Consider the following 16,017-nt stretch of genomic DNA (forward strand, 5'->3'; position numbering starts at 1 on the left):
CGGCCATCGCAGGCGTTTCACGGTGCTCCACTTGCTCGCGTGTTACGGGTTTGCTCGTGTCCCGGACTGCTCGTGTCCCGGACTGCTCGTGTCCCGGACTGCTCGTGTCCCGGGGTGGACCGGCTCAAGGGGTCCCCTCTCCATCGTCCTCTTCCGACCCGTGATCGGGAATCCGTCATACCGCTCTGACTGTCATCGTGTTTCCCGATAGCCGGGTACGGTGGTGGCTGTGTACGACCCCTCCCATCTGCGCACCTTCCTCGCGGTGGCGCAGACGCTGAGTTTCACGCAGGCCGCCCGGCGGCTCGGGCTGCGCCAGTCGACCGTCAGCCAGCACGTGCGGCGACTCGAGGACGCCGCGGGCCGCACCCTGTTCACCCGGGACACCCACTCGGTGGAGCTGACGGAGGACGGCGAGGCGATGCTGGGCTTCGCCCGCCGGATCCTGGCGGTGCACGAACAGGCGACGGCGTTCTTCGCCGGCACGCGGCTGCGGGGCCGGCTGCGCTTCGGCGCGTCCGAGGACTTCGTGCTGACCCGGCTGCCGGAGATCCTGGAGCGCTTCCGGCACGACCATCCCGAGGTCGATCTGGAACTGACCGTGGAACTGTCGGGCACGCTGCACGAGCAGCTGGCCGCCGGGAAGCTCGATCTGGTGCTGGCCAAGCGGCGCCCCGAGGACCCGCGCGGCGAGCTGGTGTGGCACGACGAGCTGGTGTGGATCGGCGCGGAACGGCTGCGCCTGGACCCCGACCGTCCGCTGCCGCTGATCGTGTACCCGCCGCCGGGGATCACCCGGGCGCTCGCCCTGGAATCGCTGGAGCGGCAGGGGCGGGAGTGGCGGATCGCGTGCACGAGCGGCAGCCTCAACGGGCTGGTCGCGGCGGCCCGGGCGGGGCTCGGGGTGATGGCGCACTCGCGGGGTCTGATCCCACCGGGTCTGGTGCGGGTGCCGGAGCGGGCGGGGCTGCCGGAGCTGGGGCGGGTCGACTTCGTCCTGGTGCACGGACGACGACGGGCGTCGGCCCAGGGGGCGGCGGACGCGCTGGCTGGGGCGATCCTCGGCGGCGGGGACCGATTGCACCGGGGGTAGGTGCGTTGATCACGGTCCGCCGGCTCGGTTACGCGCTCGGTGTCGCGGCGTTCGGCACCGTGGTGACCTCCCGGATGACCCGCACGCTCCCGCACGACGCGGCGCACACGCCGGCAGGCGGCGGGCGGCAGGCGGCGGGCGGCGGGCGGCGGGCGGCGGGGCGCTGCGCGGCACGCTCTCCGAGCACGCCTTCACGCCTGCGCTCCGCCTTCACCTCGGGGCTCGACACGGCACTCGTGGCGGCCGGTTCGACCGGCATGGCGGCCGTGACCCTGGTGGTGCTGCTGGTGCGCACGCCCGTGGCGGAACGGACCGGAGTGACGAAATCCGCCGCGCCGACGCTGACAGAGGAGAAGACGGCACCCCACGGCCGACTGACCCTGTCGGGTGGGAGTGGGCACTTCGGGTCGTACAAAGTCGTACAGATTCGGTGGAGATTACGGCCCCGAAACTTACTCAACCGTCAGTTTTCTGTCCGACCCTTCCCCATGTGAGCCCATTTTCCTCCACTGACCAGGGCTGACATGAGCACTGCGTGACTTCGCACCCCCTCCCGCCCCGTCGCCCGGTGGGGTAGCTTTCACGGCGCTGTGCGGAGCGCCACAAGGAGCGGGGAGCGGGGTTTGCGCGAGTTCACCAACCCTCCGTCGGCGTTGGCACCGCCGGTGGGCGGTCTGGCCGACGTCGTCTTCCGGTATGCCGAGGAGGACCCGCTGCACATCGCGCTCGGCCGCAAGGACGAGCTGGAGCAGTGGCGGGACGTGACCTCCGCCGAGTTCCGCGACGAGGTGCTCGCCCTCGCCAAGGGCCTGCTGGCCCAGGGCATCCGGTTCGGCGACCGCGTCGCGATCATGTCCCGCACCCGCTATGAATGGACGCTGTTCGACTTCGCGCTGTGGACCATCGGCGCCCAGGTGGTGCCGGTCTACCCGACCTCCTCGGCGGAGCAGTGCTTCTGGATGCTGTACGACGCCGAGGTGGCCGCGGCGATCGTGGAGCACGAGGACCACGCGATGACGATCGCCACCGTCATCGACCGGCTGCCGCAGCTGCGGCAGTTGTGGCAGCTCGACGCCGGCTGCGTGCAGGAGCTGTACGACGCCGGCGCCCACCTCGACGACGACGTGGTGCACAGACACCGTCAGGCGGTCACCCCGGACTCCACCGCGACGATCATCTACACCTCGGGCACGACGGGCCGCCCCAAGGGCTGTGTCATCACGCACGGCAACTTCATGTTCGAGGCGGACACCGTCATCGACCGCTGGGAACCGGTGTTCCACTCCAAGAAGGGCGACGAGGCGGCGACACTGCTGTTCCTGCCGCTCGCGCACGTCTTCGGCCGGATGGTGGAGGTCGCCGCGATCCGCGGCCGGGTCCGCTTCGGCCACCAGCCGCAGCTCAATGCCGCCGCCCTGATGCCCGACCTGGCCGCCTTCAGACCGACCTTCATCCTCGCCGTGCCGTACATCTTCGAAAAGGTGTTCAACGCGGCTCGCCGCAAGGCCGAGAAGGAGGGCAAGGCCGGCCCGTTCGAGAAGGCCGTCGAGATCGCCGTGAAGTACGCGGACGCGGTGGAGGCCAAGGCGTGGGGCACCGGGCCCGGCCCTTCGGCGGCTCTGCGCATGCAGCACCAGCTGTTCGACAAGCTCGTGTACTCGAAGGTGCGCGCCGCGATGGGCGGCCGTATCCGCAACGCGATGTCGGGCGGCTCCGCGATGGACCGGCGCCTCGGTCTGTTCTTCGCGGGCGCCGGGGTGCAGATCTACGAGGGTTACGGCCTCACCGAGTCGACCGCCGCCGCGACCGCCAACCCGCCCGAGCGCACCCGCTACGGCACCGTCGGCCAGGCCGTCCCGGGCGTGACCGTGCACATCGCGGACGACGGCGAGATCTGGCTGCACGGCGGCAACGTCTTCCAGGGCTACCTCAACAACCCCAAGGCCACCGACCAGACCCTGCACGACGGCTGGCTCGCCACCGGCGACCTGGGCTCCCTGGACGAGGACGGCTACCTCACCATCACCGGTCGCAAGAAGGAGATCCTGGTCACCTCCGGCGGCAAGAGCGTCTCGCCCGGGGTGCTCGAGGAACGCGTCCGCGACCATCCCCTGGTCAACCAGTGCATCGTTGTCGGCAACGACCGCCCGTACATCGCAGCCCTGGTCACCCTCGACCAGGAGGCCGTCGAGCACTGGCTCCAGATGCGCGGCAAACCCCAGATGTCACCGGCCGAACTGGTGCGCGACGCGGACCTGGAGACCGAGGTGCGGCGCGCCGTGGTCGCGGCCAACACCCTCGTCTCGCAGGCCGAGTCGATCCGCACCTTCCGCATCCTGGCCCAGCCGTTCACCGAGGAGCACGGGCTGCTCACCCCGTCGCTGAAACTGAAGCGCAAGGCGATCGAGAACGCCTACGCGGGCGAGGTCGAGGCGCTCTACCACGCCTGACCCGCGCCCGGGCGGTTCGGACGGATTCCCGCTTCAGGAATGCATCACGGCCCGTGATCGTTGACCATGGGAGTATCACTTGACGGACAACCGAAGGATCAAGAGCTCGTGAGCAGCAAGGTCCCCCCGATCATCCTCAACAACGGCGTCGAGATGCCCCAGCTGGGCTTCGGCGTCTGGCAGGTGCCGGACGACGAGGCGGAGCGGGCCGTCGCCACCGCGTTGGAGGCCGGGTACCGCAGCATCGACACAGCGGCGATCTACGGCAACGAAGAGGGCACCGGCAAGGCCATCGCGACCGCCGGCATCCCCCGCGAGGACGTCTTCGTCACCACCAAGCTCTGGAACAGCGACCAGGGGTACGACGCGACACTGCGCGCGTTCGACACGTCCCTGGAGAAGCTGGGCCTGGACTACCTCGACCTGTATCTCATCCACTGGCCGCTGCCGTCCCGGGACAACTACGTCGGCACCTACAAGGCGTTCGAGAAGCTCTACGCGGACGGCCGCGTCCGCGCCATCGGCGTCTCCAACTTCCTGCCGGAGCACCTGGAGCGGCTGATCTCCGAGACCTCGGTCATCCCGGCGGTCAACCAGATCGAGCTCCACCCGCACCTTCAGCAGCACGTGGCCCGCGAGTACCACGCGGAGCAGGGCATCGCCACCGAGGCCTGGTCTCCGCTCGGCCAGGGCAAGGGCCTGCTGGAGGTCCCGGCGATCGTGGCCATCGCCCAGAAGCACAACCGCACGCCGGCCCAGGTCGTGCTGCGCTGGCACCTCCAGCTCGGCACCGTCGTGATCCCCAAGTCCGTGACGCCGTCCCGGATCAAGGAGAACATCGACGTGTTCGACTTCAGCCTGGACGCCGAGGACCTCGCGGCGATCAGCGCGCTGAACGAGGACCGGCGGATCGGTCCCGACCCGGCGACGTTCGACATCGGCTGACCCGGCCGCAGGGTGCGCGCGCCCCGGGCCCGTGCGGGCTCGGGGCGCGTGTGTGTCGATGGGCGTGGCCGGTGCGCGGGTGGCGGCGGAGCGCCGGCCCGGGAGTTCATCCGCGACAACTGACCTGACTGACAGGTCAGTTGGGCTGTCCGAGCGGTCGTACGACGACGGTGTTGACGTCGACTCCATCCGGCTGCCGGACGGCCCAGACGACCGAGTCGGCGATCTGGTCGGCGGTGAGCAGCCGGCCCGGCGGCAGGCTGCCGTTGCCGTCCCAGAACGGGGTCTCCACTCGGCCGGGCGCGACCAGGGTCACGCCGACGCCGAATTCCGTGACCTGGCGGCGGGTGTTCTCCGCGAGGCCGGTCACCGCCCACTTGGTGGCCCCGTAGATGTTGCCCGGGGTGGGCACGAAGCCGGCGACGCTGCCGATCAGCACGATCCGGCCGCGGGTCTCCTTCAGCGCGTCGATGGAGGCTCTGATCAGCAGGGCGGGCCCCAACACGTTGGTGAGGACCATCTCGGTCCACCCGGCGGGGTCGCCCTCCGCGACCGAGTCGTGGGTGGCTACGCCCGCATTGGCGACGACTGTATCCAGTCGACCGTACGCCTTGAGCGTGGCGTCGACTGCCGACCGGATCTGGTCATAATCGGCCGCGTCTCCGACGAGCGTCAGAAGACCCTCGGGATGGCCGAGTTCCTCGGCGAACTCACTCAACCGCCGCTCCCCGCGGCCGGTGACGGCCACCCGCTGCCCGGCGCCCAGCAGCCGCCGCGCGACCGCGGCACCGATGCCGCTGCCGCCGCCGGTGATGAGCGCGACCGGAGAGTCACTCATGATTGCCCCCTGCGTTTCGAACGAAGGGAAGGAGTCCATCACTTGGAGCGCTCTCCAAGTCAAGTGCCGCCGTCGCGGGCACTCGCTCACCGTGCTGTCGACGCCGGTCGTCGCGGGCGGGGCTATGCGGTCCGCACTGCGAGGTATACCGTGTGCGCCGCCAGCACGAACACGTCCGGCCGGTGGTGGACACTCGCCTCGTCGTCCGGGTCGAGGAGGCGTTCGAGGGCGGCGCGGTCCTCGGGGTCGAGGTCGTCGGCGCAGGCCTCGCGCACTCGGGACAGGTACGCGGCGACGTAGGCGCGGGCCGGCTCGGACGCGGGTGCGGGCAGGTCGAGCAGGAAGGTACGCGTGCCGGTGTGCCTCAGACCGGCGGCGGTCAGCAGGGCGGGCCAGTCCTCGGTCTCGGTGACGGAGCCCGGGAGGTCGGCGCGCATCCGCTCGAACCACTCCGCCTCCATCGCGTCGAGCCGCGCCTGCAGTCCGGGCCGCCCGAGGCCGATGTCACGGGGCAGGAACCGCGCGGGCAGGCCGCCCTCCATGAGCGCCAGCGTCCCGCCGGGTGCCAGCCGGGCAGCGAAGGCGCTCAGGGCGGCACGCTGGTCGCCGAGGTGGTGCAGGCTGCGGGCCGCCCAGATCAGGTCGGCCGGGTAGTCCAAGTCGGCCAGCACGGTGGGGAGTTCACCGGCCAACGTGCCGAAGCGGTCCGCGAGACCGAGGCCGGCCGCGCGCGCCCGCGCCCGCTCCAGCAGTGGTTCGGAGCCGTCCACGGCCATCACCCGCGCGCCCGGGAACGTCTCGGCGAACTGACAGGAGACGACCCCGGGCCCGCTGCCGACGTCGACGATCAGGCCGGGCTCGGTCACCTCCTTCCCCAGCCAGGAAAGAACCTGCGTGTACAGGGGAGTGAACAGCTCCGCCTGCGTTTCCAGCGGCGCGGCCATCTCGGCCCAGTCGATGTCGGTGTCGCGGTCACCGTCGGCGTGGTCGTGATGGTGGTGCTGATGGTGCTGGTGGTGATGCGCCATGAGAAGCAGCCTCTCGTCCGGATGCTGTCAGCCTGCGCCGACGCACCGCGCGGAGGCCACTTCCGTTGCCGAAGCGGCAAAAAATGACCTGCTGCGAGCAAATGTGGAAGGACCCGGCGTACCGGGTGGGCGGCACGGCGTAGTGGCCGTTCGCCGCAGCCGCCCACTCCCCTGTCCTTTATGACGCGTTCGACGTGTTGGAGTTCGTGATCCGCCGGGGCCCGGCCCGGGAGGGCTGACCCCGGCGGAGTACGTCAGCGCTCTACAGCGGCGGGTACGCGTTCTGCATCAGCTGCTGGAACTGCGCGGAGAACCAGTGCCCGGACAGCGGCGCGTTCGGCAGGGCACCCGACAAGTTGTTGCCGTTGCGGGCGTTGCCCGTGTACGTCGGGTCGCACATCCGGTCGAAGCCCTTGCCCTCGTCGTTCGCGATCGCGCTGCTGGAACCGTCGGACTCACCCGGCGGCTTCATCCACACGTACGCGTCGATCCCGGTCGCCGGGTTGGCCTGCGGCCGCTCGCCGAGGCCGGCGCCGGACTGGTTGCACCAGTTGCCGACGTGGATGCGGCGGTCGTAGCGGCCGCCGTCGACGTAGGTGTCCACGCTGGTCGTGGCGCCCGGGCCGGTGGGCCGGGCGGTGCCGCCCCAGCCGTTCCTGGACGTGTCGATCAGCATGCCGATGCCGGAGTTGAAGCCGACCGAGACCAGCTGGTTGCGGAAGGCCTGGGCGTACGACAGCTCGTCCACGTACCGGTTCCAGTCGACCCACTTGGACTGGCGCACGGTGGTGCCGTTGACGGTGTCGTTGACGGTGAAGTTGTTCTCCTTCAGGGCGCTGTAGTTGGCCGTGTTGGTGATGAAGCCATGGACGTCGTCGACGGTCGCGCCCTCGGCGTTGGCTGCCTGGTACATGATCTGGGCGGACGGGGCGAAGTTGTCGTCCCAGCCGAGCCAGCCGTGGTGGCCGGCGTCGATGTAGTTGTAGACGTTCGGGATCGCGCCGAGCTTGTTGAGCGCGTATCCGACGCCCTTCACGTAGTTGCCGTTGGCGAGCATCGTGTCGCAGGCGGGTGTGGCGGTGGCCTTGCTGCCGGTGTTGGTCACCAGGTTGGGCAGCGAGTCGATCTCGATGGTGGTGACGATCCGCAGGGAGGCGTACTTCGAGTCGGCCAGGATCGCCGCGATCGGGTCGATGAACTCGGTCTTGTACCGGTCTATCTCCGTCGGGCCGAGCTCGCCGTTGGAGGCCAGGGCCGAGCAGTCACGTCCGGGCAGGTCGTAGACGACCAGCTGGACGACCTCCTCGCCGGTGCCCTTCTGGGCGAGGGCGGCGTCGAGGTGGTCGCGCAGACCCATACCGCCGTTGACGCCGTTGATGGCGGCGATGCGGTCGAGCCAGACGCCGGTCGGCTGGTTGGAGATCCGGCTGCCGCCGGTCTCGGCGGCAGCCTTAGCGGACCACTCCGGGTTCACGTACACCTTGGCACCGGTGTAGGGGTTGTCGACCTTGCCGGACGGGTCGGGATCGGGGTCGGGGTCGGTGGTTCCGCCGCCGTCGACGTTGCAGGTCACGCCGTCGAGAGTGAAGGTGGCCGGGAGGGCGTTGGTGCCGCTGTAGGAGGCCTGGAAACCGAAGCTGACCGAACCGCCGGTCGCCAGCGTCCCGTTGTAGCTCTCGTTGGCGGCGGTGACGGCGGTACCGCTCTGGGTGATCTTCGCGTTCCAGCCGCTGGTGATCCGCTGGTTGCCGGCGTACGCCCACTTCACCGACCAACTGCTCTTGGCGGCACTGTTGTTGGTGACGGTCACGGCGGCGGTGAAGCCGGTGTCCCACTGGTTCTGCACCGTATAGGCAACGGTGCAGGGGATGGCGGCGATGCCCACTTCAGCGGGAGTGGCCGCCAGGGCCGTCCCGGAGGCCCCGGCGACCAGCGCCAGAGCGGCGAGTACCGCTGTTCTGCTACGACTCATGAGTGCGGGTTCCTTCTGTGGTGTTCCGTGATGGGTGTTCTGTGATGTTTTTCTGCGATGGTCTTTCTGTTATGGGTGTTCTCTGTTGGGTGTTCTCCGATGGTCGTTCGGTGATGGTTGTTCGGTGATGGGTCATCCGTTGAGGGCGCGCAGGTGATCGCGCAGCCCGATGCCGTACGACGTGGGTGTGCCGTCGTAGTTGGAGATGAGGGACGGACCGGAGGAGCAGTCCCACGTGTTCCAGGTCCAGCCCAGGTAGGACAGACCTCGGTCGTCGAACCACTTCATGACCTGGTCGACGAAGGAGTGCGAGCAGGTGTTCTCACCGATCTCTCCCGCCACCAGAGGCACTTGGGCCGCCACAGGGGCGAGCGTGGAGTTCCAGCAGCTCTCGTTCGCACAGGTGTTGAAGTTGTACACGTGGTACGCGGCGGCGAGATTGCCCGCCGGGTCGGTGGGTTTGTAGGTCAGCCACTCGCTCAGGTCGTTGGAGTAGGCGAGACCGCCGGCCAGGATCAGGTTCTTCGCACCGGCGTTTCGTATGGAATCGACGAGATCCTGCACACCGGCGACCTCGTACCCGATGCCGGAACAGGTACCGCCGTCACGCCAGCACTGCCACGCCTGGGTGGTCGTGGACGTGGCACGGTCCGGGTAGGGCTCGTTGAACAGGTCGAACGCGACAGCCGGATCGTCCTTGAAGGTGCTCGCGACCGACGACCAGAACGAGGGCGTGTACTGCATGTCCGGCATCGGCTTCTGGCAGGTGGCGTGGACGTCGGTGCAGCCGGCGGAGTTGCCGGTGTACTGCCCGTAGGTCCAGTGGAGTTCGACGATCGGCGTCATGCCGTTCGCCTCGACCCGCGCCACCAGGTCCTTCACCGCGTTGATGTAGTTGGCGCCGGCGTACTCGGGTTTGATGTTGGACAGGCCGAGCCAGCACTCCTCGTTGAGCGGGATGCGGACGGTGTTCACCTTCCAGTCGGCGATCGCCTTGATCGCGGCGTCGTCGACCGGACCGTCCCAGATGCCGTACCCCTGTACGCACATGAACTCGCCGCCGGAACGGTTGACGCCGAGCAGACGACGGGTGACGCCATCGGCGTCCACGAGCTTGTTGCCGGAGACGTGCAGGGATGGCGCCTTGCCGTCCGAGGGTGGCTCGGTCGGCGTCGGCGTCGGCGACTGCGACGGTTCGACATCGGTGTTGCAGGTGGTGCCGTTGAGCTTGAACGTGGTCGGTACGGCGTTGCCGCCCGACCAGGAGGCGATGAATCCGGCACTGACGCTCGCGCCGGTGCCGAGGGAGCCGTTGTAGCTCTCGTTCGCGGCGGTCACGGTCGTGCCGGACTGGGACCACTTGGCGTTCCAGCCCTGACTGACCTTCTGGCCGTCGGTGAAGTCGAAGGCGAGGCTCCAACTGCTCACCGCGGACGCGTTGTTGGTGATCTTCACGGCGCCCTGGAAGCCGGAGTCCCACCGGCTGACGACGGAGTACTCCACCGTGCATGCCGGCGCGGCCGCCTGCGCCGTGACGACCGGTACGACCGCGGTCCCGACAAGGGCGATCGCACCGGCGACGACTAAAACTCCTGAACGCGGGGGGTGTCGCATGAGCGACTCCTTGCAGCTCGGGCGCGTCGTGACGGACGCGTCGACTGTTGGAATCGCTCCCACTGGTGCGAAGGAAGGTAGCGCCAAGTGACGGCAAAGAACAGGGGAGTTGCTTGACTTTCCCTGAACGCGTTCATCGAATCTTTTCGACTCTTCAAGCATCTTGACCACCCCCACCCCCATCACCACTATGGGAGCGCTCCCACTGGTTCAAGCCTTGACTTCTCCGAGCCGCAAGGAGGAACCAGCACCATGCATCCCCCACCTTCAAGACGCAGAGCCGTACGGCGATTGTGGGCCGCCGCAGTGACGGCCCTGGCGCTCCCCCTGTCGATGCTGGCCGTCGGCACGACTCCCGCTCAGGCGGCGCCGCTGCAGTGCAGCGTCGACTACAAGACGAACGACTGGGGTTCCGGTTTCACCGCGGACCTGACCATCACCAACCGTGGCACGGACGCCATCAGCGGCTGGACGCTGACGTACGCCTACAGCGGCAACCAGAAGCTGGTGAGTGGCTGGAACGGCACCTGGACCCAGTCCGGCACGGCGGTCACCGTGAACAGCGCCTCGTACAACGGGGCGATCGCCGCCGGTGCGGCGGTCAGCACGGGCGCGCAGTTCACCTACAGCGGCACCAATGCCGCCCCCACCTCGTTCGCGATCAACGGCACCACCTGCGCCGGCGCGCACCAGCCGCCGGTGACGGTGCTGACCAGCCCCACCGCGGGCGCGGTCTACACGCAGGGTGACGCGGTCCCGCTCGCGGCCACCTCCGCGGCCGCGGACAACGCGACGATCAGCAAGGTCGAGTTCTACGACGACACCACGCTGCTCGGCACGGACACGAGCGCGCCGTACTCGCTCTCGGCCTCAAGCTTGACCGTGGGCAGTCATTCGCTGCTCGCGAAGGCCTACGACAGCCTGGGCGCGTCGGCGGAGTCCACTCCGGTGGGCATCACGGTCGCGTCGGGTCCCGCCGTGGTGGCCTCGACCAATCAGCTCGCCGTTCAGCAGGGCAAGACGGCCACCTACGAGGTGAAGCTGTCGACGCAGCCCAGCGCGAACGTCACGGTCACCACCGCACGGACCGCCGGCAACACGGGCCTGTCGGTCACCGGCGGCGCCTCACTCACCTTCACGCCGTCGAACTGGAGCACCGCACAGAAGGTGACGGTCACCGCCGCCGCCTCCGGCACGGGCGCGGCCACCTTCGAGTCGACGGCCACCGGCCACGCCAAGGCCACGGTGACGGTCACCCAGATCGCCGCCTCGAAGGAGTACGACGCCCGCTTCCTGGACCTCTACGGGAAGATCACCAACCCGGCGAACGGCTACTTCTCCCCCGAGGGCATCCCCTACCACTCGGTGGAGACGCTGATCGTCGAGGCCCCGGACCAGGGCCACGAGACCACGTCGGAGGCCTACAGCTACCTTCTCTGGCTGCAGGCCATGTACGGCAAGGTCTCGGGCGACTGGACCAAGTTCAACGGCGCGTGGGATCTCATGGAGAAGTACATGATCCCGACCCACGCCGACCAGCCGACCAACTCCTTCTACAACGCCTCGAAGCCGGCGACATACGCGCCCGAGTTGGACACGCCCAACGAGTATCCGGCGAAGCTCGACACCGGGGGCTCGGTGGGTTCGGATCCGATCGCCAGTGAACTGAAGACTGCATACGGTACGGACGACGTATACGGTATGCACTGGCTCCAGGACGTCGACAACGTCTACGGCTACGGCAACGAGCCCGGCAAGTGCGAGGCCGGCCCGACGGCGACCGGCCCGTCGTACATCAACACCTTCCAGCGCGGCGCGCAGGAGTCGGTGTGGGAGACGGTGCCGCAGCCGACCTGCGACGCCTTCAAGTACGGCGGCACGAACGGGTACCTGGACCTCTTCACGGGTGACTCGTCGTACGCCAAGCAGTGGAAGTTCACCAACGCCCCGGACGCGGACGCACGTGCGGTGCAGGCCGCGTACTGGGCGGACGTGTGGGCCAAGGCGCAGGGCAAGGGCAGTGATGTGTCGGCCACCGTCGGCAAGGCGGCGAAGATGGGCGACTACCTGCGCTACTCCATGTACGACAAGTACTTCAAGAAGATCGGCAACTGCGTCGGGCCGACGACCTGCGCGGCCGGCACCGGCAAGGACGCCTCGTCCTACCTGATGTCCTGGTACTACGCGTGGGGCGGCGCCACGGACACGAGCGCCGGCTGGGCCTGGCGCATCGGTTCCAGCCATGTCCACGGCGGCTACCAGAACCCGCTGGCGGCGTACGCGCTCAGCAACAACGCGGACCTGAAGCCGAAGTCGGCGACCGGTCAGGCGGACTGGGCCAAGTCCCTCGACCGGCAGCTGGAGTTCTACCGCTGGCTCCAGTCGAACGAGGGGGCCATCGCGGGCGGTGCGACCAACAGCTGGGCAGGCCGGTACGCGACCCCGCCGGCCGGTACGTCCACCTTCTACGGCATGTACTACGACCAGCAGCCCGTCTACCACGACCCGCCGTCCAACCAGTGGTTCGGCTTCCAGGCGTGGTCGATGGAGCGGGTCGCCGAGTACTACCAGCAGACGGGGAACGCCAATGCCAAGGCGGTCCTGGACAAGTGGGTCGACTGGGCGCTGTCCAAGACCACGATCAACCCGGACGGCACCTACCTGATCCCCTCCACGCTGCAGTGGTCCGGCCAGCCCGACACCTGGAACGCGTCGAGTCCCGGTGCCAACAGCGGACTTCACGTCACCGTCGCCGACTACACCAACGACGTCGGCGTGGCGGCCGCGTACGCCAAGACCCTGACGTACTACGCCGCCAAGTCCGGTGACACGGAGGCGAAGACGACGGCGAAGGCGCTGCTGGACGGCATGTGGGGCAACTACCAGGACAGCCTGGGTGTCGCCGTCCCGGAGACCCGGGCCGACTACAACCGCTTCGACGACAGCGTGTACGTGCCGAGCACCTTCAGCGGCAAGATGCCCAACGGCGACACGATCAGCTCGTCCTCGACCTTCATCTCGCTCCGGTCGTTCTACAAGAACGACCCGGCCTGGTCGAAGATCGAGAGCTACCTCGCGGGCGGTGCCGCGCCCGTGTTCACCTACCACCGTTTCTGGGCCCAGGCGGATATCGCCCTGGCCATGGGTTCGTACGCGGAGCTCCTCGAATAAGTCCCCGCCAAGGCTCCGCGTACCGCGCCGGGCGGCCCCCACCCGCACTGGGGGCCGCCCGGTCGTCGCGTCTCCTCCTGCCCCCATCAAGGAAGGACCCCCACCGTGCGAAGAACCCGCATCCTCACGGCCGTGCTCGCGCTGGCGGCCGGGCTGCTCGCGGGCACGCCGCCCGCACTGGCCGCGCAGGCCGCGCAGGTGACGATCGCCGCCGAGTCGTACACCTGGAAGAACGCCCGTATCGACGGCGGCGGTTTCGTCCCGGGCATCGTCTTCAACCGCTCCGAGAAGAACCTCGCCTACGCCCGTACCGACATCGGCGGCGCCTATCGCTGGCAGGAGTCGACGAAGACGTGGACGCCGCTGCTGGACTCGGTGGGCTGGGACGACTGGGGGCACACGGGTGTCGTCGGTCTCGCCTCCGACTCGGTGGATCCCGACAAGGTGTATGCGGCCGTCGGCACGTACACGAACAGCTGGGATCCCGGCAACGGGGCCGTGCTCAGGTCCGCCGACCGGGGTGCGAGCTGGCAGAAGACGGACCTGCCGTTCAAACTGGGCGGCAACATGCCCGGCCGCGGCATGGGTGAACGCCTGGCGGTCGACCCGAACAGGAACAGCGTGCTGTACCTGGGCGCACCCAGCGGCAAGGGCCTGTGGCGGTCGACCGACTCCGGCGTCACCTGGTCGCAGGTCACGAACTTCCCCAACGTCGGCACCTACGCGCAGGATCCGAGCGACACGTCCGGCTACGCCAGCGACAACCAGGGCATCGTCTGGGTCACCTTCGACGAGTCCACCGGCACGTCCGGCAGCGCGACGAAGACGATCTACGTCGGAGTCGCCGACAAGGACAACGCGGTGTACCGGTCGACGGACGCGGGGGCGACCTGGACACGGGTGGCCGACCAGCCGACGGGATACCTGGCGCACAAGGGTGTACTGGATGCGAAGAACGGCTTCCTGTATATCGCATACAGCGACAAGGGCGGCCCGTACGACGGCGGCAAGGGCCAGCTGTGGCGGTACGCGACCACGACCGGGACCTGGACGAACATCAGCCCGGTCGCCGAAGCCGACACCTCCTACGGTTTCAGCGGCCTGACCGTCGACCGGCAGCACCCGGGCACGGTGATGGCGACCGCGTACAGCTCCTGGTGGCCGGACACCCAGATCTTCCGCTCCACGGACAGCGGCGCCACCTGGACGAAGGCGTGGGACTACACGTCGTACCCCAACCGTTCGAACCGCTTCACGATGGACGTGTCGTCCTCGCCGTGGCTCACCTGGGGCGCCAACCCGTCGCCGCCCGAACAGACCCCGAAGCTGGGCTGGATGACGGAGTCGCTGGAGATCGACCCGTTCGACTCGGCCCGGATGATGTACGGGACGGGTGCGACGATCTACGGCACGGAGAACCTCACCGACTGGGACAGCGGCGGCCAGTTCGCCATCAGGCCGATGGTGCGGGGTCTGGAGGAGACGGCCGTCAACGACCTGGCGTCTCCCCCGTCGGGAGCCCCCCTGCTCAGTGCCCTGGGTGACATCGGCGGCTTCCGCCACACGGACCTGACCGCGGTCCCGTCGATGATGTACACCTCGCCGAACTTCACCACGACCACCAGCCTGGACTTCGCCGAGACGAGCCCGAACACGGTGGTGCGGGTCGGCGATCTGGACTCTGGGCCGCATGTGGCGTTCTCCACGGACAACGGCGCCAACTGGTTCGCCGGCACGGATCCTTCGGGCGTCTCGGGCGGCGGCACGGTCGCGGTCGCGTCGGACGGCAGCCGCTTCGTGTGGAGCCCGCAGGGCACCGGGGTGCAGTACACGACGGGCTTCGGCTCGTCCTGGTCGACGTCGAGCGGTATCCCGGCGGGCGCGATCGTGGAGTCGGACCGCGTGGACGCCAAGACCTTCTACGGCTTCAAGTCCGGGAAGTTCTACGTCAGTGCGGACGGCGGTGCCACCTTCACGGCGTCCGCCGCGACCGGCCTGCCCAGCGGTGACAGTGTGCGCTTCAAGGCGCTGCCCGGCGTGAAGGGCGACGTCTGGCTGGCGGGCGGGGCGACGGACGGTGCGTACGGCCTGTGGCACTCGACCGACGCCGGTGCGACCTTCGCCAAACTGTCCGACGTCGAGCAGGCCGACACCATCGGCTTCGGCAAGGCGGCGACAGGGGCGTCGTACCAGACGCTCTACACCAGCGCCGAGATCGGCGGCGTACGCGGCATCTTCCGCTCGACCGACAAGGGCGCGACCTGGACGCGCATCAACGACGACACCCACCAGTGGGGTTGGACGGGCGCGGCGATCACGGGTGACCCGAGGGTGTACGGGCGTGTGTACGTGTCGACGAACGGCCGGGGTGTCATCTACGGCGACACGTCGGACACCAGCGGTGGGGACACCGGTGGGGACGGGGGCACGGATCCCACGGATCCCGCACCGACCGGCGCCTGCGCGGTGACGTACAAGATCACCAACCAGTGGTCGGGCGGCTTCCAGGCGGACGTGCAGCTGGCCAACACGGGGACGAGTGCCTGGAGCGGCTGGTCACTCGACTGGTCCTTCGCCGACGGCCAGAAGATCACACAGCTGTGGAACGCCGACTACACCCAGTCGGGAGCGGCGGTGACGGCGAAGAACGTGAGCTGGAACGGCAATGTGGCGGCAGGCTCGTCCGTGAGCTTCGGGTTCACGGGCAGTTGGACGAGCACGAACACGAAGCCGAGTTCGTTCAAGCTGGGCGACCAGAGCTGCGCTGTGAGCTGACCCCGGGGCGGGGGGGGCCCCCCCCCCCCCCCCCCCCCCCCGCGGGGGGGGCCCCCCCCCCCCGCGGGGAGGTTAGCATGTTGGGGGGGGCGCGTTGCAAGGTGCCCCCGGGCCATAGAATCGGGGTGGCC

The 16,017-nt window shown here is 68.8% G+C and carries 10 protein-coding genes; 5 read left to right on the forward strand and 5 right to left on the reverse strand.

Features of this window, described 5'->3' with window-relative positions; translation table 11 throughout:
• Positions 1–229: 229 nt before the first annotated feature.
• Entirely contained in the window at positions 230–1,093 is an 864-nt protein-coding gene (locus ACFY16_RS18235) for a LysR substrate-binding domain-containing protein (RefSeq protein WP_390648109.1), read from the forward strand.
• A gap of 28 nt (positions 1,094–1,121) precedes the next feature.
• Here the strand turns inward: ACFY16_RS18235 and ACFY16_RS18240 are convergent, their stop codons facing one another.
• Positions 1,122–1,388 carry a hypothetical protein gene (locus ACFY16_RS18240; protein ID WP_390648110.1) on the reverse strand — a complete coding sequence of 89 codons (267 nt, stop codon included), beginning with the start codon at positions 1,386–1,388 and terminating at the stop codon, positions 1,122–1,124.
• Between the two features lie 328 nt (positions 1,389–1,716).
• Here ACFY16_RS18240 and ACFY16_RS18245 point away from each other — a divergent pair, with 328 nt between their 5' ends.
• Both ACFY16_RS18245 and ACFY16_RS18250 read left to right on the forward strand, forming a co-directional pair.
• Entirely contained in the window at positions 1,717–3,543 is a 1,827-nt protein-coding gene (locus tag ACFY16_RS18245; RefSeq protein WP_390648111.1) for an AMP-dependent synthetase/ligase, read from the forward strand.
• Positions 3,544–3,651: 108 nt separating this feature from the next.
• Positions 3,652–4,488, forward strand: coding sequence for an aldo/keto reductase (locus ACFY16_RS18250; protein WP_390648112.1), 837 nt, complete (start codon positions 3,652–3,654; stop codon positions 4,486–4,488).
• 136 nt (positions 4,489–4,624) lie between these two features.
• Here ACFY16_RS18250 and ACFY16_RS18255 read toward each other — a convergent pair whose 3' ends face one another.
• From ACFY16_RS18255 to ACFY16_RS18270, 4 genes are all read right to left on the reverse strand, one after another.
• A complete protein-coding gene (locus ACFY16_RS18255) occupies positions 4,625–5,326 on the reverse strand; it encodes an SDR family oxidoreductase (protein ID WP_390648113.1) in 702 nt (233 codons plus the stop codon).
• Between the two features lie 122 nt (positions 5,327–5,448).
• Complete coding sequence (locus ACFY16_RS18260) at positions 5,449–6,354, reverse strand: class I SAM-dependent methyltransferase (RefSeq protein WP_390648114.1); 906 nt, start codon at positions 6,352–6,354, stop codon at positions 5,449–5,451.
• A 262-nt stretch (positions 6,355–6,616) separates the two neighbouring features.
• A complete protein-coding gene (locus tag ACFY16_RS18265; protein WP_390648115.1) occupies positions 6,617–8,326 on the reverse strand; it encodes a glycoside hydrolase family 6 protein in 1,710 nt (569 codons plus the stop codon).
• A 132-nt stretch (positions 8,327–8,458) separates the two neighbouring features.
• A complete protein-coding gene (locus ACFY16_RS18270; protein WP_390648116.1) occupies positions 8,459–9,940 on the reverse strand; it encodes a cellulase family glycosylhydrolase in 1,482 nt (493 codons plus the stop codon).
• A gap of 252 nt (positions 9,941–10,192) precedes the next feature.
• Here ACFY16_RS18270 and ACFY16_RS18275 point away from each other — a divergent pair, with 252 nt between their 5' ends.
• Together ACFY16_RS18275 and ACFY16_RS18280 are read left to right on the forward strand one after the other, a co-directional pair.
• Complete coding sequence (locus ACFY16_RS18275) at positions 10,193–13,111, forward strand: glycoside hydrolase family 48 protein (protein WP_390648117.1); 2,919 nt, start codon at positions 10,193–10,195, stop codon at positions 13,109–13,111.
• 105 nt (positions 13,112–13,216) lie between these two features.
• A complete protein-coding gene (locus tag ACFY16_RS18280) occupies positions 13,217–15,886 on the forward strand; it encodes a cellulose binding domain-containing protein (RefSeq protein WP_390648118.1) in 2,670 nt (889 codons plus the stop codon).
• The last annotated feature ends 131 nt before the right edge of the window (positions 15,887–16,017 follow it).

Source organism: Streptomyces sp. NPDC001315 (assembly GCF_042896175.1).
In the GTDB taxonomy this organism is placed as follows: domain Bacteria; phylum Actinomycetota; class Actinomycetes; order Streptomycetales; family Streptomycetaceae; genus Streptomyces.